General features: G+C 68.2%; 27 protein-coding genes. 15 read left to right on the forward strand and 12 right to left on the reverse strand.

What is annotated here, in order from left to right; genetic code table 11:
* Positions 1 to 10 precede the first annotated feature (10 nt).
* Together IEW19_RS02785 and IEW19_RS02790 are read right to left on the reverse strand one after the other, a co-directional pair.
* Positions 11 to 1,735: an alkaline phosphatase family protein gene (locus IEW19_RS02785; RefSeq protein WP_188570164.1), complete on the reverse strand. Its 1,725-nt coding sequence runs from the start codon at positions 1,733 to 1,735 to the stop codon at positions 11 to 13.
* Between the two features lies 1 nt (position 1,736).
* On the reverse strand, positions 1,737 to 2,504 hold the full coding sequence (locus tag IEW19_RS02790; protein WP_229748280.1) for an alkaline phosphatase family protein: 768 nt from the start codon (positions 2,502 to 2,504) through the stop codon (positions 1,737 to 1,739).
* 464 nt (positions 2,505 to 2,968) lie between these two features.
* On the opposite strand from IEW19_RS02790, the gene IEW19_RS02795 reads away from it, so the two are divergent.
* From IEW19_RS02795 to IEW19_RS23310, 10 genes are read left to right on the forward strand one after another with little or no spacing between them, the layout of a single operon-like run.
* Positions 2,969 to 3,325 (forward strand): SPW repeat domain-containing protein, encoded by a 357-nt coding sequence (locus IEW19_RS02795; RefSeq protein WP_188570165.1) that lies wholly within the window; start codon positions 2,969 to 2,971, stop codon positions 3,323 to 3,325.
* Between the two features lie 15 nt (positions 3,326 to 3,340).
* Positions 3,341 to 3,688, forward strand: coding sequence for a CU044_2847 family protein (locus tag IEW19_RS02800; protein ID WP_188570166.1), 348 nt, complete (start codon positions 3,341 to 3,343; stop codon positions 3,686 to 3,688).
* Between the two features lie 5 nt (positions 3,689 to 3,693).
* Positions 3,694 to 5,034 carry a phosphoribosyltransferase family protein gene (locus tag IEW19_RS02805; protein ID WP_188570167.1) on the forward strand — a complete coding sequence of 447 codons (1,341 nt, stop codon included), beginning with the start codon at positions 3,694 to 3,696 and terminating at the stop codon, positions 5,032 to 5,034.
* Positions 5,031 to 6,374: an erythromycin esterase family protein gene (locus tag IEW19_RS02810; RefSeq protein WP_229748281.1), complete on the forward strand. Its 1,344-nt coding sequence runs from the start codon at positions 5,031 to 5,033 to the stop codon at positions 6,372 to 6,374. Before IEW19_RS02805 ends, IEW19_RS02810 begins: the two co-directional genes overlap by 4 nt.
* Before the next feature lie 19 nt (positions 6,375 to 6,393).
* Complete coding sequence (gene acsA / locus IEW19_RS02815) at positions 6,394 to 8,247, forward strand: acetate--CoA ligase (protein ID WP_188570168.1); 1,854 nt, start codon at positions 6,394 to 6,396, stop codon at positions 8,245 to 8,247.
* On the forward strand, positions 8,244 to 9,308 hold the full coding sequence (pdhA, locus tag IEW19_RS02820) for a pyruvate dehydrogenase (acetyl-transferring) E1 component subunit alpha (protein WP_229748282.1): 1,065 nt from the start codon (positions 8,244 to 8,246) through the stop codon (positions 9,306 to 9,308). Before acsA ends, pdhA begins: the two co-directional genes overlap by 4 nt.
* Entirely contained in the window at positions 9,305 to 10,297 is a 993-nt protein-coding gene (locus tag IEW19_RS02825; protein WP_188570169.1) for an alpha-ketoacid dehydrogenase subunit beta, read from the forward strand. Before pdhA ends, IEW19_RS02825 begins: the two co-directional genes overlap by 4 nt.
* The gene (locus IEW19_RS02830) at positions 10,290 to 11,771 is read left to right on the forward strand and encodes a dihydrolipoamide acetyltransferase family protein (RefSeq protein WP_188570170.1); all 1,482 of its coding nucleotides are present in this window, start codon (positions 10,290 to 10,292) and stop codon (positions 11,769 to 11,771) included. Before IEW19_RS02825 ends, IEW19_RS02830 begins: the two co-directional genes overlap by 8 nt.
* 25 nt (positions 11,772 to 11,796) lie before the next feature.
* Positions 11,797 to 12,039, forward strand: a complete 243-nt coding sequence (locus IEW19_RS02835; RefSeq protein WP_188570171.1) for an acyl carrier protein — start codon at positions 11,797 to 11,799, stop codon at positions 12,037 to 12,039.
* Complete coding sequence (locus tag IEW19_RS23310; protein WP_229748283.1) at positions 12,036 to 12,245, forward strand: hypothetical protein; 210 nt, start codon at positions 12,036 to 12,038, stop codon at positions 12,243 to 12,245. Before IEW19_RS02835 ends, IEW19_RS23310 begins: the two co-directional genes overlap by 4 nt.
* Positions 12,246 to 12,262: 17 nt before the next feature.
* Here the strand turns inward: IEW19_RS23310 and IEW19_RS02845 are convergent, their stop codons facing one another.
* The 8 genes from IEW19_RS02845 to IEW19_RS02880 form a co-directional block, all read right to left on the reverse strand.
* Positions 12,263 to 13,540, reverse strand: a complete 1,278-nt coding sequence (locus IEW19_RS02845) for an MFS transporter (protein ID WP_188570172.1) — start codon at positions 13,538 to 13,540, stop codon at positions 12,263 to 12,265.
* Positions 13,541 to 13,656: 116 nt separating this feature from the next.
* Positions 13,657 to 15,057 (reverse strand): MBL fold metallo-hydrolase, encoded by a 1,401-nt coding sequence (locus IEW19_RS02850; protein ID WP_188570173.1) that lies wholly within the window; start codon positions 15,055 to 15,057, stop codon positions 13,657 to 13,659.
* Between the two features lie 90 nt (positions 15,058 to 15,147).
* A complete protein-coding gene (locus IEW19_RS02855) occupies positions 15,148 to 15,561 on the reverse strand; it encodes a rhodanese-like domain-containing protein (protein ID WP_188570174.1) in 414 nt (137 codons plus the stop codon).
* A gap of 4 nt (positions 15,562 to 15,565) precedes the next feature.
* Positions 15,566 to 15,928, reverse strand: a complete 363-nt coding sequence (gene trxA / locus IEW19_RS02860; RefSeq protein WP_188570175.1) for a thioredoxin — start codon at positions 15,926 to 15,928, stop codon at positions 15,566 to 15,568.
* Positions 15,929 to 15,979: 51 nt separating this feature from the next.
* Positions 15,980 to 16,276, reverse strand: coding sequence for a rhodanese-like domain-containing protein (locus IEW19_RS02865; protein ID WP_188570176.1), 297 nt, complete (start codon positions 16,274 to 16,276; stop codon positions 15,980 to 15,982).
* A gap of 45 nt (positions 16,277 to 16,321) precedes the next feature.
* Entirely contained in the window at positions 16,322 to 16,663 is a 342-nt protein-coding gene (locus IEW19_RS02870) for a rhodanese-like domain-containing protein (RefSeq protein ID WP_188570177.1), read from the reverse strand.
* Positions 16,664 to 16,683: 20 nt separating this feature from the next.
* On the reverse strand, positions 16,684 to 17,442 hold the full coding sequence (locus IEW19_RS02875; RefSeq protein ID WP_188570178.1) for a sulfite exporter TauE/SafE family protein: 759 nt from the start codon (positions 17,440 to 17,442) through the stop codon (positions 16,684 to 16,686).
* The gene (locus IEW19_RS02880; protein WP_188570179.1) at positions 17,439 to 18,047 is read right to left on the reverse strand and encodes a rhodanese-like domain-containing protein; all 609 of its coding nucleotides are present in this window, start codon (positions 18,045 to 18,047) and stop codon (positions 17,439 to 17,441) included. The genes IEW19_RS02875 and IEW19_RS02880 overlap by 4 nt, the downstream gene beginning before the upstream one ends.
* 125 nt (positions 18,048 to 18,172) lie before the next feature.
* Here IEW19_RS02880 and IEW19_RS02885 point away from each other — a divergent pair, with 125 nt between their 5' ends.
* The 5 genes from IEW19_RS02885 (at position 18,173) to IEW19_RS02905 (ending at position 22,005) form a co-directional block, all read left to right on the forward strand.
* Positions 18,173 to 18,430, forward strand: coding sequence for a metal-sensitive transcriptional regulator (locus IEW19_RS02885; protein WP_043452296.1), 258 nt, complete (start codon positions 18,173 to 18,175; stop codon positions 18,428 to 18,430).
* A gap of 37 nt (positions 18,431 to 18,467) precedes the next feature.
* Positions 18,468 to 18,869 carry a DUF302 domain-containing protein gene (locus IEW19_RS02890; protein ID WP_188570180.1) on the forward strand — a complete coding sequence of 134 codons (402 nt, stop codon included), beginning with the start codon at positions 18,468 to 18,470 and terminating at the stop codon, positions 18,867 to 18,869.
* Between the two features lie 177 nt (positions 18,870 to 19,046).
* A complete protein-coding gene (locus IEW19_RS02895) occupies positions 19,047 to 19,655 on the forward strand; it encodes a flavodoxin family protein (protein WP_188570181.1) in 609 nt (202 codons plus the stop codon).
* Positions 19,656 to 19,702: 47 nt separating this feature from the next.
* Entirely contained in the window at positions 19,703 to 20,380 is a 678-nt protein-coding gene (locus IEW19_RS02900; protein WP_188570182.1) for a haloacid dehalogenase type II, read from the forward strand.
* Between the two features lie 227 nt (positions 20,381 to 20,607).
* Positions 20,608 to 22,005 (forward strand): DUF2252 domain-containing protein, encoded by a 1,398-nt coding sequence (locus tag IEW19_RS02905; protein ID WP_188570183.1) that lies wholly within the window; start codon positions 20,608 to 20,610, stop codon positions 22,003 to 22,005.
* A 60-nt stretch (positions 22,006 to 22,065) separates the two neighbouring features.
* On the opposite strand, the gene IEW19_RS02910 is transcribed toward IEW19_RS02905, so the two are convergent.
* Entirely contained in the window at positions 22,066 to 22,812 is a 747-nt protein-coding gene (locus IEW19_RS02910) for a CDP-alcohol phosphatidyltransferase family protein (RefSeq protein ID WP_188570184.1), read from the reverse strand.
* A 43-nt stretch (positions 22,813 to 22,855) separates the two neighbouring features.
* The gene (locus tag IEW19_RS02915) at positions 22,856 to 23,284 is read right to left on the reverse strand and encodes a hypothetical protein (protein WP_229748285.1); all 429 of its coding nucleotides are present in this window, start codon (positions 23,282 to 23,284) and stop codon (positions 22,856 to 22,858) included.
* Positions 23,285 to 23,349 lie beyond the last annotated feature (65 nt).

Here is a 23,349-nt window from a genome sequence, read left to right on the forward strand (position 1 = left end):
GGAGCGGACGTCAGTACGTCGTCGCGTTGGGCACGATGAGCGGCGGCAGCGGCGCCTGGTTGAAGTCGAAGGACTTGGCCAGGTCGCCGAGCTGCGGGTTGTTCTCGCGGACATCGGGGCGGGCGTCCGGCCTGCCGTCGGTGGTGGGGTCGATGCGCTCGCCGCCCAGGAAGTCGTCCTCGATGAATTTGAAGTAGGCGTCGTGGCTGAGGACCTGGTGGTCGATGTATCCCTTCTTCGCGTAGGGGCTGATCACCAGGCCGGGGACGCGCAGGCCGTAGCCGTTGTTGTCCACCACCGGCGGGGTTTCGTGGTCGTAGAACCCGCCCCAGTCATCCCAGGTGAGGAAGATGGCGGTGCTGTCCCAGTCCGGCCCGCTCATCACCGCGTTGACCAGCCCGGCCACGTAGGCCTGCCCGGTGCTGATCTTGGCCGGCCCATGCTCGCTGACCTTGTCCGTAGGCGCCACCCAGGTGACGGCCGGCAGTGTTCCCGTCCTGGCGGCGTCGTAGAAACCGCTCAGCGGCTTGATGTTGCCCTGCTCGCCGTCCTCCTTCACGGTGTCGAAGTACAGCAGCGGGTTCCACAGGCCCGGGGTTTTCGCGTCCTGCTTTACGGGATCGCAGGTGGCGGCATCGTTGCGGCAGTCCGGTTCGGTGCCTTGGAACACGTAGTAGGCCCAGGGCACCTGGTGCTTGTGCAGCAGGAACGTCAGGTCCGTCCAGGCGTAGTCCGGCAGTTCCAGCTTCTTGGCAGCGTCGGTCAGCTTCTTCTTCAGGCCGTCGGAGACGGGGGCAGCATCCACCGCCGCCTGGCAGACGGCGTAGGAATCGGTGGGCTTGCAGCTGGCGCCGATCAGAGCGTCGATCTGCGCGGCCAGGCCGGGGTCAATGCCGGCGGCTTCCAGCGCCTCCCGGCACGGGTCCAGGTCCATTCCGGCCTGGCACTTGCCAATCAGGGTGTCCTTGATCATCTGCGGCTCGGGTTCGGGGTCCGGGTCCTGCAGCGCATCCACGCACGACGTCGGGTCCCCGGCCTTGCTGCATTTGGCGGACCATTCCGAGACCAGGTACAGGTGCGCCGGCAGGCTCCAGGAGGCGGCGGAGGCGAACAGGTGGTCCTGGAGCGTGAAGTTCTGGGCGTAGGCCCAGTACGTGGGCAGGTCCCGCCCGTCGTGGTAGCCCATGACATCGTTGGGCATGTTGTTGCTGTACTGGCACTTGGTGCTGGTGGCGCCGCAGCCGGACAGGCCCTTCTCCGCCTGGCCCACAAACCCGTCCATGGCCCCGCCGTTGATGTCCGCAGTGGCGTCGGCATGGCTGTGCGGGCCGCCGGCGTTGCTGTCAGCAGAGTTGTAGAACGGCCGCGTGCAACCGCCGTCAGCAGGGTCCGGGACGCATGCCGTGGGTTTGCCGTCCTTCATGGGAATCCCGTCAGCCCCCGGGTAGGTTCCGAAGTAGCTGTCGAAGGACCTGTTCTCCTGGGTGATGATCACCACGTGCTTGATCTTGGAGATCCCGTCGGGGGCCGCCGCAGCAGGTGCCGGACCGGCCACAGAGGCCGGAGAACCGGAGGCGGGGTTTGAGGCGGTTGCGTCCGGGGCAGGCGGGCCGGCGCGCAAAGCCATGGAAAGGACGACGGCGAGGATCACCAAAGCCAGCACGCCGGCACCTGCCAGCATGGCCCGGCGTCGTCCGTTCCCCGGGCGCCCCGCCCCGTTTCCTGAAACTGCCATGTCAGGACTCGTTCCGGTAGACGTCGTCGCCGAAGGTCCTGACGCCGGGGTTGCCGGCCAGCCCGAGGCGGGGGAGGTGGAAGAAGTCCTCGATGCTGGCCAGCAGGCTGTAATGGTTGTAGGCCCGGTCCGATGACGTCCCCGCGGGGCTGAACGGGGAGATGACCAGCGCCCCCACCTTGCCTCCGGCGGCACCTCCGGCCGGGGCATCGGAGTCCGTGGGGCCGGCCGTGTCGCCCTCTGCCTCGTCGAAAGTGATCACGAGCATCCCGTCCTGCTTGTATGCCGGCGACGACAGGATGGCCGGCACCTGTTCCTTGAGCCAATTGTCCGCCGCCGCGAGGCCGCCCCCGGAACCGTCGACGCAGGTGGCGTCATGCCCGTCATGGCACAGATTGGGCGTGATGTAGGCCAGGTTCGGGGTGGTGTCCACGGATTTCAGGTCGTCCTTGAGCGTGGAGAAGTTGACCACGTTCCCGGTGCAGTCCGGGGACGAGGTGATGGAGCGGAAGTAGACAAAGGGGTTGTGGTGCGTGGAGTACTGCCCGTCCGGGGTGGCCTTGACGTGGTTGTCAGCCTCGCCCAGCACGGGGTGTTCGCACGGCTGCTGCATGTCCTCCATGTAGCCCTTCCACGTTTTGCCTTGGGCGGACAGCTGCCCGGCAACGGTCTGGGTGTCCTGGGGGTAGACGCAGCCGTCGCCCTGCAGCGTGCCCTCCGAATCAGTGCCGGTGGCGTTGAACTCGGTGTAGGTGTGGCAGTCCGCCATGGTGCTGTCGTTGGGCCGTCCCCCCAGACGCTGGAATACCCCTTGTTCTCCAGGTTGATCACGAAAATGTGCTTGGGGGTGCCGGCGGGCTTTGCTGCGTCCGCAGGCTTGGTTGCGGTGCCTGCGCCGGGCATGGGGCTTTGGGACGCCCCGGCGCCCGGCGACGTGGTTGCCTCCTGCGGATCGGCGGGCTGGCTTGGGTTCACGTGCGGCCCCTGCTGTCCGATATCGAAGTTTTACGCGCCAGCGTTGGCCACACTCCTGCACACCGGAACCGCGTTTCCTACGGACAGTTCCTGTGAGTTGGCAGTGAATCCCGGTGCGCGCGCGGCGGGCCCCGGCCCTAGGTCTTTCTGCCCTAGAAGCGCGCGGGCGGCAGGCGTTGACTTAAATCGCGGGAAACAAAGGCCCGCCGGGGCGGAAGCGCACAGGGCGTTCCCGCCCTGAAAGGAAAGGAAAGTTCAGTGAAAAAGTGGTATCGGTGGCAGGACTATGTTGCAGCTGCCGCCGGACTCTTCGCCGCGGTGGCAGTCCTGTTCACGCGGCAGCAAAGCATGTCCACCACCCTCATGCTCATCTTCGGCGGCCTCCTGGTGGTCAGCGGCATCATCAACCTGGCCATGCCGGGAACTCCGGCCATGGAATACGTGCAGGCCATCCTCGCAGCAGGACTGGTCCTCTCGCCATGGCTTGGGTCGTACACGGGGGCGACGGGGGCAGCCTGGACGTCATGGATCGCGGGGGCAGTGGCACTGGTGGTAACAGCGGCGGCAATCAAGCCCAGCACCGACGTCCGCCACACCTACCGGGTCTCGCACTAGCAAGAGGAATCCGCCATGACTGAGGTGCTGCGCTACGAAGTGGGCTCCGGGACCGTGCTCGTTGAGGCTGCGGACAACAGCTTCGGCGTGGACCATCCTGCGCGCAACGAACAGGGGATCCTGGACACGGGCAGGCGCCTGGAAGATGCGCTTGCCAGCGTTCGCCCGGCAGCCCGCGCAGCACTGGAGGCCATGGCGGAACTCACCCCCGAACAGATTCAGATCGAGTTCGGAGTGAAGCTCGCGGGGGACGCCGGGGCGGTGATTGCCAGGAGCAGTTCCGACGCCCACTTTGTCCTCCGGATGTCATGGACCCCCTCCGCGGCCGCGTTGCCCGGGGAAGAAATCACGCATGGCGGGTGACGACGATGGTTGCTTTTCATGACAGGCCCGACGCCGGGCGTCGGCTGGGCAAGCGGCTGGCCCCCCTGCGCGGCGGGGATGTTGTGGTGCTGGGCCTGCCGCGGGGCGGCGTCCCCGTGGCGTTCGAGGTGGCCAAGGCCCTGGAAGCGCCCTTGGACGTGATCGTGGTGCGGAAACTGGGGGTTCCGTTCCAACCCGAGGTGGCCATGGGAGCCATCGGGGAAGGGAACGTGCGCGTCCTGGATCAGCGCACCATCTCCATGGCCCGGATCTCCCAGGAAGACTTGCAACAGGTGGAGCGGCAGGAACGCGCATTGCTCGAAAGCAGGGTGGCACGCTTCCGCCAGGGGCGACGGCGCGTCGACTTGGCCGGGCGCACGGCGGTTATCGTTGACGACGGGATCGCCACCGGCTCCACGGCCAGGGTTGCCTGCCAGGTGGCCCGGCGGCAAGGTGCGGCAAAAGTCATCCTTGCCGTCCCCGTTGCCCCCGCCCGTGCCATCGTGGAGCTCAAGGAACCGGACGACATCGTGTGCCTCCTCTCGCCCCAGGACTTCCAGGCCGTGGGCTACTACTACCACGACTTCTCACCCACCGAGGATGGCGAGGTGGTGCAGCTGCTGGACGCCGCCGCATCCCCGCCGTACCAGCGCGGGGTGCAAGGGGGAGACGGCAGCCTGGAGGACGACGTCGAAATCTCCGACGGAAGGGTTGTCCTGCCCGGCAGCCTTTACCTGCCGGCCAGGTGCGACGGCACGGTCCTCTTCGCCCACGGCAGCGGCAGCAGCCGGCACAGCCCCCGCAACCGCTTCGTGGCCTCCGTACTGCACGGGGCGGGCCTGGGCACGCTGCTCCTTGACCTGTTGACACCGGAGGAGGAAGTCAACCGGGCCAACGTCTTCGACATCGGCCTGCTGGCCCGGCGTCTTTCCTCCGCCACCCATTGGCTGGAAGCGCGGCACGACGGCTCCGCCGGCCGGATCGGGTACTTCGGGGCAAGCACCGGGGCGGGCGCTGCACTGTGGGCCGCAGCCGAGCCCGGCGCCCAGGTTGCCGCCGTCGTCTCCCGGGGCGGCCGGCCGGACCTGGCCAGCCCGCGGCTGGCCGCCGTAAAAGCACCCACCCTCCTGATTGTTGGCGGCGCCGATACCCAGGTGCTGGCCCTCAACCGCCAGGCCATGGCGCGCATGCAGGCCCCCACCCGGCTGGAGATCGTCCCGGGAGCCACCCATCTCTTCGAGGAACCCGGCACCCTTGCCACGGCGGCCACGCTGGCCGCGGACTGGTTCCGGCAGTACCTCCTGCCATCACCGGTGGGCCGGTCCATGCCGGAGGCCAGGGAATGACCGCGGCAGGCACCGGCGCCGGCCCCTGGGCGGAGCGGGGTGCGGAACGCGGGGCGGAAACCGCCCAGATCCGCAGCCTGGCCCACTCCCTGGCCACTGCCGACGACCTCGAACCGCTGGTCCGCCTCGCCGCCCCCGCCCGCTTCGTCTGCCTGGGGGAGGCATCCCACGGCACCCAGGAGTACTACCACTGGCGGGCGCTGCTGAGCCGCCGGCTGATCGAAGAGTACGGCTTCACCTGGATCGGCGTGGAGGGCGACTGGCCGGACTGCTGGCGCATCAACCGCTGGGTCAGGGGCGAGGCCGGGCAGGAGATGGACGCCCGCCAGCTGCTGGCTGGCTTTGAACGCTGGCCCACCTGGATGTGGGCCAACCACGAGGTGGCTGGGTTCCTCACCTGGCTGCGCGAATGGAACCTGCGCCTGCCCGAACACCAGCGGACCGGCTTCTACGGCCTGGACGTGTACTCGCTGTGGGATTCGCTGCGTGAAATCTTCGCCTGGCTTGAGGCCAACGCCAGCGAGGCCCTCCCGGCGGCACTGCATGCGTGGCACTGCTTCATTCCGTTCCGCGAGGACCCGCAGCGGTACGCCTTGAGCAACCGCCTGGTTCCGCAGTCCTGCGAAGCGGACGTGGTGGCCCTGCTGGCGGAAGTCCGACGGCGGACGCTGGGCCGGATGCAAGATGATCCGGCAGCCTTTGACGCCATCCAGAACGCGATCGTGGCCACCAACGCGGAACGCTACTACAGGACGATGGTCCGCGGCGACCAGCAGTCCTGGAACATCCGCGACCAGCATATGAGCGACACCATCGAACGCATCGCGCGCCACCACGGGCCCGGATCCAGGGGCCTTGTGTGGGCGCACAACACGCACGTGGGTGATGCACGGGCCACGGACATGGCCCATGACGGCATGCTCAACATCGGGCAGCTGGTCCGCCAGCGCCACCCCGGCGAAGTGGTGCTGGCCGGGTTCGCGTCCTTCGCCGGTTCCGTCACCGCCGCCGAATCCTGGGGCTCGCCGGAATGGGTCATGGAGGTTCCGGCCGCAGTGCACGGGAGCCACGAGGACCTTCTCAACGAGGCGCTGGGGGAGCCGGCGGTGATGGTCTTCGGGGCAGACCGCACCGGCCCCTGGCTCACGTCCTGGCGCGGGCACCGGGCCATCGGGGTGGTGTACAACCCGCACCGGGAGAGGGGCAACTACGTGCCCACCCGGATGGGGGAACGCTACGACGCACTGTTCTGGCATCCGCGGACCGAGGCGCTGCGCCCGCTGCACCATGAGTACCAGCCCGGCGAACCCGAGCTTGAGACCGAGCCCACGGGGTTCTAGCCACTACCAGAGGAGCACCATGACCACCGGAGTTGAGGGTTCCACCCGCTGGCCTGCCATCACCAAGGACGTGGCCGCCTTCCCGGTGCAGCCCAACCTGCTGGATTACGGCGCCGCCCGGCGGGACTTCAGCTGGGACCAGGCACGGCAGGAGCTGGCCGGGTTGCCCGGCGGCCGGGGCCTGAACATCGCCTACGAGGCCGTGGACCGCCACGTGGCGGAAGGCCACGGTGGCAAGGAGGCCCTGCGGTTTGTCAAGGCCGACGGCGGCACCCGGTCCCTGAGCTACGTCGACCTTGCCGGCCAAACCAGCAGGTTCGCGGCAGTGCTCAAGAACCTGGGAGTGGGGCGCGGCGAGCGGGTCTTTTCACTCCTGGGCCGCAGCCCCGAACTGTATGTCGCGGTGCTGGGCACCTTCAGGAACGGCAGCGTCTTCTGCCCGCTCTTTTCAGCCTTTGGCCCCGAACCCGTGCGGCAGCGGCTGCACCTTGGGGCCGGCCGGGTGCTGGTGACCACCAAGGCGCTCTACCGCAAAAAGGTGGCACCGGTGCGGGACTCCCTGCCCGAACTCCGCTACGTCCTGCTGGTGGACGCCGGCGGCAACCCGGAGCCCGGAACCCTGGACCTGGCAGAGCTCCTGGCGCAGGCTCCCCAGCAAGGCCACGCGCCACCGGGGCATGACATCGCTGACACGCAGCCGGAGGACATGGCCCTGCTGCATTTCACCAGCGGCACCACGGGCGCGCCGAAGGGTGCCATCCACGTCCATGACGCCGTCGCCGCCCATTACGCCACCGGCCGCTTCGCGCTGGACCTGCACCCCGATGACGTCTACTGGTGCACCGCCGACCCCGGCTGGGTGACCGGCACGTCCTACGGCATCATCGCGCCGCTGGTGCACGGTGTCACCGCCATCGTGGATGAGGAGGAACTGGACGCGGACCGCTGGTACCGGATCCTCGCGCAGCAGCACGTCACGGTCTGGTACACCGCCCCCACGGCACTGCGGATGCTCATGAAGGCAGGCGCCGAACGAGCCGCCGGGCACGACCTTTCCGCGCTGCGCTTCATCGCCAGCGTGGGGGAGCCGCTGAACCCGGAAGCGGTGGTGTGGGGACAGGACGTGCTGGGCCTGCCGGTGCACGACAACTGGTGGCAGACCGAGACGGGCGGAATCATGATCGCCAACTACCCCGCCATGGACATCCGCCCCGGCTCAATGGGCCGGCCGCTGCCCGGCATCGAGGCGGCCCTCGTGGCCAGGGACGCCGACGGCAAACCCGTCGTGAAGGACGGCCAGGCGGTCCTGGTCACCGAGCCCGACGCCATGGGCGAGCTGGCGCTGCGCCCCGGCTGGCCGTCCATGTTCCGCGGCTACCTCAACGAGGAGGAGCGCTACCGGCGCTGCTTCGCCGGCGGCTGGTACCTCACGGGGGACCTGGCAAAGCGCGACGGCGACGGCTACTTCTGGTTCGTTGGCCGCGGCGACGACGTGATCAAGTCCTCCGGCCACCTGATCGGCCCCTTCGAAGTGGAAAGCTGCCTCATGGAGCACCCGGCAGTGGCCGAAGCGGGCGTGATCGGTGTGCCGGACCCGGTGGCCGGCGAAGTGGTCAAGGCCTTCGTGGAACTCAAGCCCGGCCATCAGCCCACGGAGGACCTCCAGCTGGAGATCATCGGCTTCGCCCGGAAACGGCTGGGCGCCGCCGTCGCGCCCAGGCTGCTCGACTTCACCTCCACCCTCCCCAAGACGCGCAGCGGCAAGATCCTGCGCCGGCTCCTGAAATCCCGCGAACTCGGGCTGCCGGAAGGCGATACCTCAACACTGGAATCCCCGGCAGGACCTGCCGTGGCGCTGCAGGACAGGCCATGAGCACCCTCAAGAACCAGGGCGTCACGGACGCGGAGCACGCCGGCCACCTGCTGCGGCAGATGCTGAGGGTGCGCCGGCTCGAGGAAAAATGCATCGAGCTCTACAGCGCCGCCAAGATCCGCGGCTTCCTGCACGTCTACATCGGCGAGGAGGCCGTGGCCGCCGGAGTGATGGAAGCCCTGGCGCCGGAGGACGCGGTGGTGGCCACCTACCGGGAACACGGGCACGCCCTTTTGCGCCGCGTCTCCGCAGGTGCCATCCTCGCCGAAATGTACGGCCACGCCGAGGGCTGCTGCCGGGGCCGCGGCGGTTCCATGCACCTCTTCGACGCCGCCACCCGCTTCTACGGCGGAAACGCCATCGTGGCAGGCGGGCTGCCACTCGCCGTCGGCCTGGCGCTCGCGGACCGGATGGCCGGGCGCCAGCGGGTGACCGTCTGTTTCTTCGGCGAAGGCGCGGTGGCCGAAGGCGAGTTCCACGAAAGCATGAACCTGGCCGCGCTGTGGCAGCTGCCGGTCCTCTTCTGCTGCGAAAACAACCTCTACGCCATGGGTACCGCCCTGGGCCGTTCCGAATCCCAGACGGACATTGCCCTCAAGGCCGCCGCCTACGAGATCTCGGCGTGGGCGGTGGACGGCATGGACGTGCTCGCCGTCGAGCAAGCCGCCGGCCGGGCCGTGGACGCCGTGCGGTCCGGCGGCGGGCCGCACTTCCTGGAGCTGCGCACGTACCGGTTCCGCGCCCACTCCATGTTCGATCCCGAGCTGTACCGGGAGAAATCCGAGGTGGCCCAGTGGATGGAACGGGATCCCATCAGTCTCCTGCAGGGCGCCATGCAGGAGGCTGGGCAGCTGCCGGAGGAGGATTGGGCAGCACTGCAGGCGGACGTGGACGCGGAAATCAGCACCGCGGTCGGATTCGCCGAAAACGGGACGCCGGAACCGGTGTCAGAACTCAGCCGGTTCGTTTACAGCGACCGGGCGGAAGACGGCGGCTACACGGGCGACGGCGGCACGGCGGAGCGGGATACGAGATCAGGGAAAGGCGGGGCCGAAGGATGAAAACAACGTACCGTGAAGCCATGCGCGCGGCCCTCCGCGACGCCATGCAGCGCGACGAGCGGGTCTTCCTCATGGGCGAGGACGTGGGCCGGTACGGCGGCAGCTTCGCCGTCAGCCTGGGCCTGCTGGAGGAATTCGGACCGGACCGGATCCGCGACACGCCGCTCTCCGAATCAGGGTTCGTGGGCGCCGGGATCGGGGCGGCGCTGGGCGGCATGCGGCCCGTCGTGGAAATCATGACCGTGAACTTCAGCCTTTTGGCGCTGGACCAGATCATCAACAACGCCGCCACCTTGCTGCACATGTCCGGCGGCCAGTTCAACGTCCCCATCGTGATCCGGATGACCACCGGCGCCGGTCGGCAGCTGGGCGCCCAGCACTCGCACAGCCTCGAAGGCTGGTACGCGCACATACCGGGGCTGCGGATCCTGACCCCTGCCACCCTGGCCGACGCCCGCGGCATGCTGTGGACCGCGCTGCAGGACCCTGACCCGGTGCTGATTTTCGAGCACGGCTCGCTGTACAACATGGCAGGGGACCTCGACGACGACGCCGGGCCCGTCGACGTCGACAAGGCAGCACTCCTCCGCCACGCGGACGGAACCGGGGAGTCCCTGACACTCATCACCTACGGCGGCACCCTGCCCCTGGTGCTGGCCGCCGCGGACCAGCTGGCCGAAGAGGGCATCGACACCGACGTCATCGACCTCCGCACCCTCCGTCCGCTGGACACGCACACCATCCTGGACAGCGTGGCCGGCACGCACCGGGCGGTGGTGGTGGACGAAGGCTGGCGCAGCGGCAGCATCTCCGCGGAAATCGCGGCCAGGATCTGTGAACTGGCCTTCTTCGACCTCGACGCCCCCGTGGAACGGGTGTGCAGCCTGGAGGTGCCCGTTCCGTACGCCAAACACCTGGAAGAGGCCGCGCTGCCGTCCGTCGGGCGGGTCATGGCCGCCGCGCGAAGGGCCGTGGGGGCCAATGGCTGACTTTCGGATGCCGTCCCTGGGCGCGGACATGGAGCACGGCAAGGTGGTGGAATGGCTGGTCAAGCCGGGGGACTACGTCCACAAGGGCGACCTGGTGGCGGCCGTGGACACCGACAAGACCGTGATGGACATCGAGTCGTTCCAGGAAGGCGTGGTGGCCGAATTCCTGGTGGACATCGGCGACACCGTGGACGTGGGCACGCCGATTGCCCGGATCACCGCCACCCCCGCCGAACTCCCGCCATCCCAACCCCAACCCCCTGCACCCCCGCTCACTTCCGGCACCCTTTCCCCCGACGCCCGCTCACCTTTGGCAACCGAAGCGCCAACGCCCGCTCACCTGGGCGCGGAGGGCGGCCATGCGGAGCCGTCGGCGAAGATCTCACCGCCGGTCCGGCACCTGGCGCACACGTTGGGGGTCGACGTCGGACGCATCAGCGGAAGCGGCGATGACGGCGAAGTGACCAGGGACGACGTCGAACGCGCCGCTGAAGCGTCCGGCGCCGGGGAGCGGCATGTCGAAGCGCGGGCGACCGAAGTGCCGTCCCCACCTGCCGAGGCCCGCCGGGTGCGGTCATCGCCGCTGGCCCGGCGGCTGGCCGCTGAACTCGGCGTGGACCTGTCGGGCCTTGCGGGCACCGGCCCCGGCGGAGCGGTGACCGAGGAGGACGTACTGTCCGGCGTCCCGCCAAAGAAGCCGCAGACGGACGAAGCGGCGGAAGCACCGCCGTCGGATGCTCACACACCGGAACCCGGGGTCCCTCTGGAGGAAGCGCCCAAGCGCCAGCGGCCGACGGCGGTTGGCGGCAAGGCGGAAAGCCTGCGGCAGGCGATCGGGGCGCTGATGTCCCGGTCCAAGAAGGAGATTCCCCACTACTACCTGTCCACCACCCTTGACCTGGCAGCGGCGATGGCGTGGATGCAGGCGGCGAACCAGCAGCGGCCGGTGTCGTCGCGGCTGGTGCCGTCTGCCCTGCTGCTGAAGGCCACGGCGCTCGCGGCGAAGGAGGTGCCGGACATGAACGGCTTCTTCACCAAGGGCGCCTTCCAGCCCAGCAGCGGGGTGCACCTGGGCGTGGCGGTGGCCCTGCGGCACGGCGGACTCGTGGCCCCGGCCCTGCACGACGCCGACACCCTGACGCTGGACGAGCTCATGGACCAGTTGCGCGACCTGGTGGGCCGCGCCAGGGCAGGCCGGCTGCAGCGTGCCGAGATGGCCGATCCCACTATCACCGTGACCAACCTGGGCGACCTCGGCGTGGAAAGCGTGTACGGGGTGATCTACCCGCCGCAGGTGGCCATGGTGGGCTTCGGCAAGGTCCTGGAACAACCATGGGCGCACAACGGAATGCTCGGAATCCGGCACGCCGCCACCGCCACTCTGTCGGCGGACCACCGCGTGAGCGACGGGCTGCGCGGGGGACGCTTCCTGGCCCGCATCGACGAACTGCTGCAGGCACCCGAAAATCTGTGAAACCTGCCAGGGCCTAGGAGGAACCGTGAACGATCAGGACGCACGCCAGGCGGTGGGGGCGGCGATCGGCAAAGTCGCGCCCGACGTCGAACCCGAAGACCTGGAAGGCGGCGCCAGGCTGCGCCAGGACCTGGAGCTGGACTCGCTGGATTTCCTCCGCCTGGTGCAGGTCATCGCGGAAACCACCGGCGTGGACATCCCGGAGGCCGACTACCCCGCGGTGGCAACGGTTGACGGGCTGGTCACGTACGTCGCCGGGCACGGGTGAAACCCCGCAGGGGACCAAGGCGCTGGCCGCGCCGCCTTGGCATCGCGGCGCTGGTGGTCCTTGAGGTGGCCACGCTGGCGCCGGGCCTGCTGAAGAACGTCGCCCGGCATCAGGTGGTGCCGCTGGAGGGCGGGCATTACCTGCACTGGACCCAGTCCAGGCGGATGGCAGAGGAGATCCGGCGGTTCGTTGCCCCGGGAGGGTAACGCAGGGTGCCCCGACCCTATTGCGCCGCGTGGTCGCTGGCGCGCATCCGCACGGCAACGACGGCGCCGGAGGCCGCGGTGAGAACTGCGACGGCGGCGATGGCGGCGGGAATGCCGTAGAGGTCCGCGAGCACTCCCGACAGCAGGGCACCCACGGCGAATCCGCCGTCGCGCCACAGCCGGTAAACGCCCACCGAACGGGCCCGCCAGGCCGGGTGGGCCACGTCGCCGATGGCGGCCAGCAGGGTGGGGTAGACCATGGCGGTACCCAGGCCCAGGAGGATGGCGGCGGCAAGCCATGGCCCGAAGCTGTGGACCGAGGCCACGACTGCCAGTGCCACGGCCTGGACCAGCATGCCGGCCGTAATGAACCACTTGCGGCCCCACCGGTCGGACGCAGCGCCGGTGACCAGTTGGGCGGCACCCCATGCCGCAGGGTAGGCGGCGGCCAGGATGCCGATCTGGCCAAGGCTCAGCCCGCCAGCGGCGAACAGGACCGGGAAGAGGCCCCAGGCCAGGCCGTCGTTGAGGTTGTTCACCAGGCCGGCCTGGCTGGCGGCCGAGAGGGAGCGGTCCTTGAAGCTGGTGAGGGTGAACACCTGGCCGGTGGTGAGGCCGGCGTGCGCGCCGTCGTGGGCGGCGGCGTGCCGGGACGCCTCGGTCTTGGCATGGTGGTGGGTCTCCCGGACGGCCAGGACCGTCAGGCCCAGGCCGAGTGCGATGTACGCGGCGCCCAGGAGGAAGGGGGCAGGGCGGAGGCCGTAGGCCGTGGCGAGGTAGCCGGTGGCCAGCGCCGTGACGGCCACGCCCAGGTAACCGGCGGCCTCATTGAAGCCCATGGCCAGGCCGCGCTGCTTGGGGCCCACGAGGTCCATTTTCATGATCACCGCGGTGGACCAGGTCAGCCCCTGGCTGATGCCCAGCAGCACGTTGGCCGCAACGATCCAGCCCCAGGACGGGCCGAAGATCAGCATCAGCGGGACGGGCACCGCCGCCAGCCAGCCCGCGATGAGGACCGGTTTCCGGCCGTACCGGTCAGAGAGCGTGCCGGCGAAATAGTTCATCGCGGCCTTGGACAGGCCGAAAGCGAGGATGTACGTGAGTGCGCCCGTGTAGAGGTCAAGGTGGAAGGTCTGGGACGCGAGCAGGGGCAGGACGGTGCGTTCCTGGCCCAGGGTCCCGCCCACCAGGGCGTTGACGGCCACCAGCAGCATGAACTGGGCCAGGTTCTGCCGCAGTCCCAGCACTGGACCGGCGGGACTGGCGGTCCTGGGGGTTGAAGTGTTGGGCCGCATTAGGTGCTTCTTTCGGTAGGCGTGAGGTGGCCCGGGCGCGTGGGGGCGCGCCCGGGCCGGGGTGCCCGGGCAGGAGGGGGGTCATGCCCGGGCGGTCTTGGGGTGGTCAGGCCTGGTTAGGCAGCGGGGACGCTGTTCTGCCAGGAGTTCCACGCGGCGTAGCTGCCATCGAGTTCGACGACGTCGTACCCGGCACGGCGCAGGGCGCTGGCAGCTACGGAGTTCCGTACGCCCGACTGGCAGTAGGACACGATGGTGCCGCCGGCGGGGAGTTCATCCAGGTGCCACATGACCCGGCCGCCGCTGAGCTGGTACGAGCCCGGGACGTGCCCGGCCGTGTGCTCGGTCTTGTTGCGGACGTCCAGGACCATGGCGGCGTCGAAACCGTCGAGTTCCTCCGGCTGGATCAGCTTGGGGGTGAAGGTGGGCAGCCCCTCGATGCCGGTGAGGTAGCCGGCCACGTTGTCGATGCCCACGCGGACCAGGTGGTCCCACATGTCCTGGGCCTGTTCCTGGTCTTTGGCCAGGAGCACCAGCGGGTTCTTGTCGGTCTCCGGGTTGACCACCCAGGCGCCGTAGCTGGCCACGGACTTGCCGGCGGGAACGTTCAGGGACCGTGCCACGGTGCCTTCGTGGACCTCGCCGTTGGAGCGGGTGTCAATGAAGGTCAGGGTGTCTTCCGCCAGGCCTGCAGCAACGATGTCGGTGGAGAGCTCGGGCAGCGGGGTGCGTTCGCCCATGACAGCCGGGCCTTCACGGTTTTCGCGCTTCATGCGGCCGAAGTAGGCATGGGCGTCGGGCTGGCCGTCCAGGAGTTCGTCGATGAAGCCCTGCTCGTCGTTGGCGGCCAGGTAGGGGCCCCACCAGGCGTAGAGGCGCTCGTAGCCCACCGTGGAGGACGGGATGGCGCCCAGTGCCTTGCCGCAGGCACTGCCTGCGCCGTGGGCCGGGTGGACCTGGACGTAGTCCGGCAGCGTGAGGAACTTGTCCCGCAGGCTGGCGAAGAGCTGCTTGGCACCAGCGAAGCGGGTATACACGCCGCCTGCTGCTTCATCCAGCAGGTCGGGGCGGCCCAGGTCGCCGGAGAAGACGAAGTCCCCGGAGAGCAGGTAGCCGGGCTTGTCGCTGAACGCGCCGTCGGTTACCAGGAAGGACAGGTGCTCAGGAGTGTGGCCCGGGGTGTGGACCGCCTTGATGCTGATGTTGCCCAAGGCGATGGTGTCGCCGTCGTAAAGCCGCTCGCCGTCGAATCCGTACTGCCAGTCCGGCCCGCCCTCGCCGGAGACATAGATCTTGGCGCCGGTGGCGGCTGCCAGTTCGCGGGTGCCGGAGAGGTAGTCGGCGTGGATGTGGGTTTCGGTGACGGCAACGATCTTCATGCCGTTCTTGGCGGCAAGCTCCTGGTAGACGGCGACGTCGCGGCGGCCGTCCACCACGATCGCTTCGCCCTTGGCCTGGCAGCCGATCAGGTAGCTGGCCTGGGCAAGGTCTTCGTCGTAAATGCGCTCGATAAGCATCTGGTGCGCTCCTTCGGTTGAAAGGGGATTGGGAGGGTTAGCTGAGTCCAGTATAGATACCCCCGGGGGTATATCGCAAGTGGACTGCGGCTAGGGCAATTTCGTGCGGCGTCCCTTGCGGAACAGGTTCAAAAGGTTGGTAAGCGCGCGGCCATTTCCCTTCGGGGGTGGCTCTGCTTGCGGTTGCCCGTAGGTGACCGGATGGCCTGAGCGGTACCACTCGGTGATCCCGCCGGCCACGTTGACGGCGTGGTATCCGAGGTCTGTGAGGATACGTGCGGCCTGGCTGCTGCGTTTTCCCGACCCGCACAGCAGGTAAACAACCGTGCTGTTGGGCAGGTTCGCGAGCCGGGAGGGCAACTCGTCCAAGGGGATGTTGAGGCTGCCCGGTACGTGCGCGGTGGCATGCTCTTCCCGGCTCCGGACGTCCACCAGGGTGGCGCATGGCCATACTGCCGCCAGTTCATCGGCCGTGACCGTGCTGAACTGCTGCGTGCCCGGCACTGTGTCAGGCGTGCTGGTGCCCGGCCTCGGCGCGGAGCTTGTCCATGTCCAGGTTCTTGACGTCCCGGATGACTTCTTCGAGTCCGGTGGCGTTGAGCGCCCCGGGCTGGGCGAAGACGAGGGTCTTGTCCTTGAAGGCCATCAGGGTGGGGATGGAGGTGATGTTCGCTGCGGCGGCGAGGGCCTGTTCGGCTTCGGTGTCCACCTTGGCGAAGGTGATGTCCGGGTGTCGTTCAGCGGCGGCGCCGTACGTGGGGGCGAACATGCGGCAGGGGCCGCACCAGGCCGCCCAGAAGTCGACGAAGACGATGTTGCTGTCCTCCAGGGTCTGGGCGAAGGTTTGCTGGGTGATGTCGATGGTTGCCATGGTCTTTCGTGTCCTTTCGGGAGGGTGGGTGTGGTTGCGCTGCGGCGCGGCTTAGATGGTGGGCAGGCCGGCGCGGGTCCAGGCGGTCATGCCGCCGGCCATGGTGTCTGCCTTGTAGCCGACGCCGGTAAGGGCCTCGGCGACGGCGGCGCTGCGGTTGCCGCTGCGGCACACGGCGATGACGGGGACGGCCGGGTCCAGTTCTCCCAGGCGCGCCTGCAGCTGTCCCATGGGGATGTGCAGGGCGCCGGGGATCATGCCTTCGGCAACCTCGAAGTCCTCGCGGACATCCAGGATGCGGGCGGTGGAGCGGCGCTGTTCGGTTTCGGTGATGGTGATCTCAGCCATGGTTTTCTCCTTCGAAGTGGTTGGTCGGGTGTGGTTGGGCAGTTGCTAGCGGACGGGTTCGCCGGCCTGGCGCCAGGCGGCCATGCCGCCGCGCACCGAGTAGGCGTCGTAGCCCTGGGCGGCGAGCAGGCGGGCTGCGGAAGCGGACCGCACCCCGGAGGCGCAGACGGCGATGACGGGGCGTGCCTTCTGGATCCCTGCGGTGCTGGCCTGCAGCCGGTCCAGGGGGACGTGCTTTGCCTGCGGCGCCCGGCCGGTCCGCCATTCCTGGGCGGACCTGACATCGATGAGCGTGGCACCGGAGCCCAGGAGGTCCTTGGCCTGTGCAACGGATATTGTTTTGTAGGGCTTGCTGAAGGCCTGCTTGAGGGAATTGATCAGTCCCATGGTGTGCTCCTCTTGGTGGGTCAGGCGGTGACCGTGCCGGCGGTGACCCACGCCGCGACGGCGAAGATCAGTACCGCGAACGAGATGCGGATGTGCTTGTCCTGCAGGCGGCGGGCCAGCCGGGCGGCGACGACGGATCCCAGGATGGCGGGAACGGCGAATGCCAGGGTGGTGGCCCAGTCGATGGTGTAGCCGGCGGCGTGGGCGCTGAACCCGGCGGCGGAGTTGACGACGATGATCGCCAGGGAGGTTCCCACTGCCTGCTTCATGCGCAGCCCCAGGAAGATGGTGAGCGCGGGCGTGATGAGGAAGCCGCCGCCCACGCCGAGGAGTCCGGTGAGGAACCCCACGAGCAGTCCCACCCCTACGGCCTTGGGGGCGCAGGACCGGAACGCCCGGTGCGGCCCCGTGCTGCAGGACCCCTCGGTTTCCTTGGGCTTCATGAGCATCCGGATGCCGGCGGCCACCATGATTGCGGCGAATGCCAGCATCAGGATGTTCGGGTCGAGCATCTTTCCCACCGCCGCACCGGCCCAGGCTGCCGGGATTCCGGCGCCTCCCACCAGGGCGATGACGGGCCAGTTCAGGCCCTCCCGGACCCGGGGCAGCAGGGCGGCCAGCGAGGATACGCCAACCACCAGCAGCGACGTGGGAATTGCCTGGGCCGGGCTCATGCCCACCCCGTACACCAGGGCTGGAACGGCGATGATGGAGCCGCCGCCGCCCACGACGCCCAGGACGATTCCGACGACGAGCCCCAGGCCCAGGGCGGGAATCATGCCGCGGCGTCCTCTTCAGCTGCCGTGACGGGAAGCTGCAGGATGGCGCTTTCGCGGGTGGGTTCCTTGGCAGCCTTGTTCCACGGCATGGCGGAGAGCGCCTTGCCCATGGCGCAGGTGTTGGTGGCAGCCGAGAACGTCAGCCCGGTGCCGATGGCGCCGGCCAGCATGCGCAGGTTGGGGGAGACGAACTTGCCCCCGGCCAGGCCCAGCATCACCAGGGATCCGGCGACCAGGCGGACCTGGCGCTCCAGGTCCCAGCGGCCCTTGCCCTTGACCACGTCGCCGCCGGCGGCAGCGAAGCCGGGAACGCCGCCGGTCAGCACGTAGGCGGTGTCAAGTCCGGCGGTTGCCATGCGCTGGCGCGCCTGCTCGGCACGAACGCCGGACTGGCATACCAGCACCACGCGGGAACCAAGCCGGGCAGCGAGGTCTCCGGTGTGCTCGGAGAGCAGGGGGAGCGGCACGTTGTAGGAGCCGCGGATGTGCATGGATTCGAATTCAGCGGCGGACCGCACATCGATCACCATGAGGTCCTGGTGCTCTTTGAACCAGGACTGGAGGGCTTGAGGGGCGAGTGCGGTAACGGCGGAAGGGGAAGTCATGAGTGGCCTCTCGGAAGGGGTCGGGTGGATACCCCACCGAGTATTGCAGATACCCCTGGGGGTAGTCAAAACACCCATGGGGGTATATAGTTGAGGGCAATCGACCCTAACTACGAAGGCCTCCCATGGAACTGAACCCAACCGAACTGACGCCAGTGATCAACCGCCTCAAGCGCGCCCAGGGCCAGCTTGCCGCCGTCACCCGGATGCTTGAAGAAGGCCGGGACTGCAAGGACGTGGTCACGCAGCTTGCGGCCGTATCCAAGGCGCTTGACCGGGCCGGATTCGCCATCATCGCCACCGGGCTGGAGCAGTGCATTGTCCAGAAGGACGAAACCATGGACCGCAAAGACCTGGAAAAGCTGTTCCTCTCCCTGGCCTAACGCCTAACGCCCCACCCGCCCAACCTCGAGGAGAACCATGACATACACGCTGGCCACAACTGTTTCCCTCCCGTGGGCGGAAGCGCTGGAGCGCACCCGCGAGGCCCTGGCTGCCCAGGGGTTCGGCATCCTCACGGAGATCAACGTCCGGTCCACCTTCGAAGCCAAGCTTGGCCCCGAAGCCGCGGACGCCGTCGGGGATTACACCATCCTCGGCGCCTGCAACCCCGCCCTGGCCGCCGAGCCCGAAATGGGTGCGCTGCTGCCGTGCAACGTGGTGGTCCGCCGGAACAAGGGTGCGGATGCAACCACCGTGGAGGCCATCGACCCGCAGACCATGGTGCAGCTCAGCGATGCCGCTGCGGTCAACGAGGTGGCGGACGACGCCGGCACGCGCCTTCGCAAGGCGCTGGCCAGTTTGGGCGACGCAACGAAGTAGGCAGTACGCCCGCCAAGCCACAACGCGGGGCCGCGCCGGAAAGGCGGGGCCCCGCGTTGCTTTTGTCGGGAGGCTTCCGGGCCCGGCAGCCTCCCATTCGTTCCCGCCTGTACCGTTCTGGGCTACTAGTAAGTAGACTGACTATTTTCGTAGAGAAAACCAAGGGAGCCCCCGCTGATGTCCGCATTGTCCGCTCTTGCCCTGATCTGTACCCTCACGCCCTCCCCGGCACCGTCCAGCAGCGAATTGATGGCCCAGCACATCCTGGCGGAGCTGGAAACCCACGGGGTGGCCACGGAGTCACTGCGGATCGTGGACCACGACGTCAAGCGCGGCGTGCAGGTGGACATGGGCAACGGCGATGAGTGGCCCGCCATCCACGCCAAGATCCTGGCCGCGGACATCCTGGTGATCTCCACCCCCATCTGGATGGGCCATCCCTGCAGTGTTGCCCAGCAGGTCATGGAGCGCCTGGACGCCGACCTGTCGGAAACGGACGACGACGGCCGGCCAGTCATGTACGGCAAGGTCGCCACGGTTGCCGTCGTGGGAAACGAGGACGGGGCCCACAAGACCATTGCCGACCTGATGCAGGGACTGAACGACGTCGGCTTCAGCCTCCCGGCCCAGGGCGGCACCTACTGGGTGGGCGAGGCCATGCAGACCGTGGACTTCAAGGACCTTGAGAAGGTGCCGGAGCCGGTGGCCTCCACCAACGCAGGGCTTGCCCGCAACGCCGTGCACCTGGCCCGGTTCCTGCGGTCCGACAAGTACCCGGCCAAGTAACGCACAGCCCCGCCGGGAGCTGGCAGCCTGAACAGGAAGGAAACATCATGTCCGAACCGCTGGTCATTGTTTTTGACGTCAACGAAACCCTGTCCGACATGGGCCCGCTCGGCGAAGCATTTGTGCAGGTCGGGGCACCCCGCGAGCTGGCCAAACTTTGGTTCGCCACGCTCCTGCGGGACGGATTCGCCCTCACCGCCAGCGGCGGCAAGGAGTCCTTCGCCGCCATCGGCGCCGATGCCCTCCGCACCGTGCTGGCAGCCGAAGGGATTTCCGGAAGCCTGGACACCGCCGTCGAACGCGTCATGGCTGCCATGCAGAATCTTTCCCTTCACCCGGACGTCCCGGACGGCATCCGGGCCCTGGCCGCAGCCGGGCACCGGCTGGTCACCCTGACCAACGGCGCGGCGGCCAATACGGACAGGCTGCTGGCTGCCGGCGGCATAAGGGGCAACTTCGAGCTGCTCCTCTCCGTGGAGGACGCCCCTGCCTGGAAGCCGGCCAAGGCCGCGTATGAGTATGCAGCAACATCATCCGGAGGGGATCCGTCCGGGATGCTGCTGGTCGCCGTACACCCCTGGGACATCCATGGGGCGGCTAAAGCCGGGCTGCGGACAGCGTGGATCAACCGGACCGGCGCCCGTTACCCGTCGTATTTCCAGTCCCCGGACGTCACCATTTCGGCCCTCCCCGAACTGCCGGCAGTCCTCGCCGCCCGGGCGTAGCCAAGTACCCTGCCGGGCGGAAGCCCCGCCCCAACTCGAAACGGAGACCAGCCGTGGCCCAGCCCCGTTCAGTGCGCAGAAAGCCGGGCCTAATCAGGTCCAAATGACCTATCGGAGGGGCGGCGACTGTGTGACGATTCGGGTATGCGCGCCACAGACATTTCGAAATTGTCCACCCCTTGTGATCGCCGCGCCCGGCATCCGCTTCCCAGGAACGCAGGCCGGCCGTGAAGACCCCGCCAGGCTCCGCTCACAAGGAATCGATCGCCCGAGCCCAGGCCGCCGGGCGGGAGGCCCGGGCCGCCCTGCCGCGCCGGGAGTTCGGGACACTCCGGTTGCCGGAGCGGGACCCCGTCGGAATCCTTGAAGGTCAGCACGCCACCCGAGTCCCGGACCTTATTCCGGTCCGCGTGGGGCGGATGCTGGAGACGCCGTTTTCCTTCTACCGGGGCGCCGCAGCGGTCATGGCGCACGATTTGGCTGATTCCCCTGTCACCGGCCACAGCCTGATCGCTTGCGGCGACGCCCATCTGGCCAATTTCGGTCTGTTTGCCAGCCCTGAACGGCGGCTCATCTTCGACCTCAACGACTTTGATGAAGCCTACCCGGCGCCCTGGGAATGGGACGTAAAACGCCTCGCCGCGAGCATCTGGTTGAACGGGCGAAACAGCTCCCACACGGAGGAACAATGTCGAACGGCGGTCACGTCCTGCATACGCAGCTATCGCCAGGCGCTTAAGACCCTCTACAGCCACACCGCGACCGAACGCTACTACTTCCAAGCGGACGCGGAACTTCTCGCGGCGCAGCAGACGGCGGCACGCAAACGAATCAGGACGGAGGAGAGAAAGGCCCGCCAGCGAACCTCTGAACAGGTCCTCGCCAAACTGACGTCAAGCACAGAGTCAGGCGAACCCAGGATTGTTGACCAACCGCCGATAGTCCGCCACTCAGGGATAGATCCGGCACTGTTGGAGAACCTTGTCGAACTCTATCGGGGCACCCTCCGGCCCGATACGTCGTTGTTGCTGAGCCAGTACCGTCTGGTGGACTTTGCGCGGCGGATCGTGGGTGTCGGCAGCGTGGGGACCCGGAGCTGGGTACTCCTGTTTGAAGGTCCGGCGGGAGAGCCGCTGTTTTTGCAGGCCAAGGAAGCCGGAAAGTCAGTCCTGGAAACCCACGGCCGCCTGCGTCACCCGCCGGCGCCTGTAGAGAAGAACCTGATCACCCGCGGACAAGGATTCCGAGTGGTCGGGGCGCAGCGGATTCTGCAGGCGCAGTCCGATCCATTCCTGGGCTGGATTAAGGATGTGAAGGGCGACGACGGCCAGCTGCGGGACTTCTACATCCGACAGTTTCGCGACATGAAAGGTTCCTTCACGCTCGCGGAAATGAATGCCCAAGAGACTCTGGACTACGGGGTTTTGTGCGGCTGGCTGCTGGCGCGGGCCCACTCCCAGAGCACTGACAGCGCCTTCATCCTCGGGTACGTGGGACGCAGCGAGGAATTTGACGATGCGATGGCGGACTGGGCCAGGGCCTATGCGGACCAAACCGAAGCCGATCACGCGGCGCTGGGGGAGGCGGTAAAATCCGGGCGGCTGGCCGCCGAGCGGGGCGTGTGATCCAGTGGCCCGGTTCCGTGGCCACGGCCATCCTGGAGCACCTGGCTGCAGTGAACGTGGCTACAGGGCGCTAAGTCCGGCTTCCGCATCCGCGGGCACTGCCCGGTGGCGGCTTTCCAGCTGGACCACGTCGCGTGCGAAGGAAAACACAAGAAGCGCCAGGGCTGATGCCGGGGCTGCAACTGCCGCGGCGAGCGGGATCCCGGGCAGCAGCGCCACCAGCAGGGCGAACGGCTGGAACGCCCCGATCGCCTTGCGGGAAGCACTCGCGGGCAGCGCAGCGCGGAGATGCGGCAGGAAGAATCCCGCGGCCACGAACGTGTAGTACATGCCTCCGATGGCCAGGGTCCACGGGCCAGTGACGGGGGCTGCCGCGACGGACAGGACCAGGGCCAGGGCGGCGTCGGTGGCACTGTCGAAACGGGCTCCTTCCGGCGACGACGTACCGGTGCGCCGTGCCACAGCACCATCGAGCCCGTCCAGGAGGAACGCGGCGCCGCCCAGGATTGGCAGGAGCAGGTCCGCGCGTGGCCCCGTGAACAGTTGCGGCACCGCCAGTGCGGCGCAGAGCGCAATGAGGACGGCCCGCAGCAGCGTGACGCGGTCCGCCGGTGTTGAGAAGCGCGGGATGCGCCGCAGGAGGGACCCGGCGGCGGCCCCGGCCACAACGGCACCCGCGCCCAGCCCGGCCAGTTGGGAAACCAGGAGGGCCGGAGCCAGGGACAGCAGCCACAGTGCCGCCAGCCCATAACCGGCGAGGGTGGCCACTGCGTCCGGCACTACCCGTTCGGCTGCCCGGCCCGTCATGCGCCCACCTCCCCTCGCATGCTAACAACGGCTGCGGTGATCCTCACCGCCGGCGACGCCCGGCTGGAAGCGTGGTGCCGGCGTCGTACTTTGCGGTGAGGCCTGTGCGGACCAGGCCTGCGAGTGCCAGCAGGGTTCCGGCGCCCTCGGCCACGGCGCTGAGGGTTTTCGAGAAGAACCAGACGGGATCGTACATGGCGGGGATGGGGCCGATTGCGGGGATATCCACATACCGGTACAGCATGACGGCGGCGAACGCGCTGAATGCGACCAGCAGGGCCAGTGCGTAGGCAGCCCTGCTGCCGCGGACCAGGACGTAGATGCCGGCCACCAGTGCCGCAGCCGCCTCGAGCAGGAACAGGGTGCCCTGGCTGATGGTGCCCGGCTGCGCATACTGGTATCCCGGGGCCATGAAGAAATGAACGCCGGCGTCGATGAACAACGCCAGTGCCGTAAGTAGTCGTAGTGCCACGCTTATGTATACGCCGGAAGTTCCCTTCCGGTTCACCCGGCCCTGTTACTTATGTGGGTTTTATG

The organism is Arthrobacter liuii, assembly GCF_014639275.1.
Lineage (GTDB): Bacteria > Actinomycetota > Actinomycetes > Actinomycetales > Micrococcaceae > Arthrobacter > Arthrobacter liuii.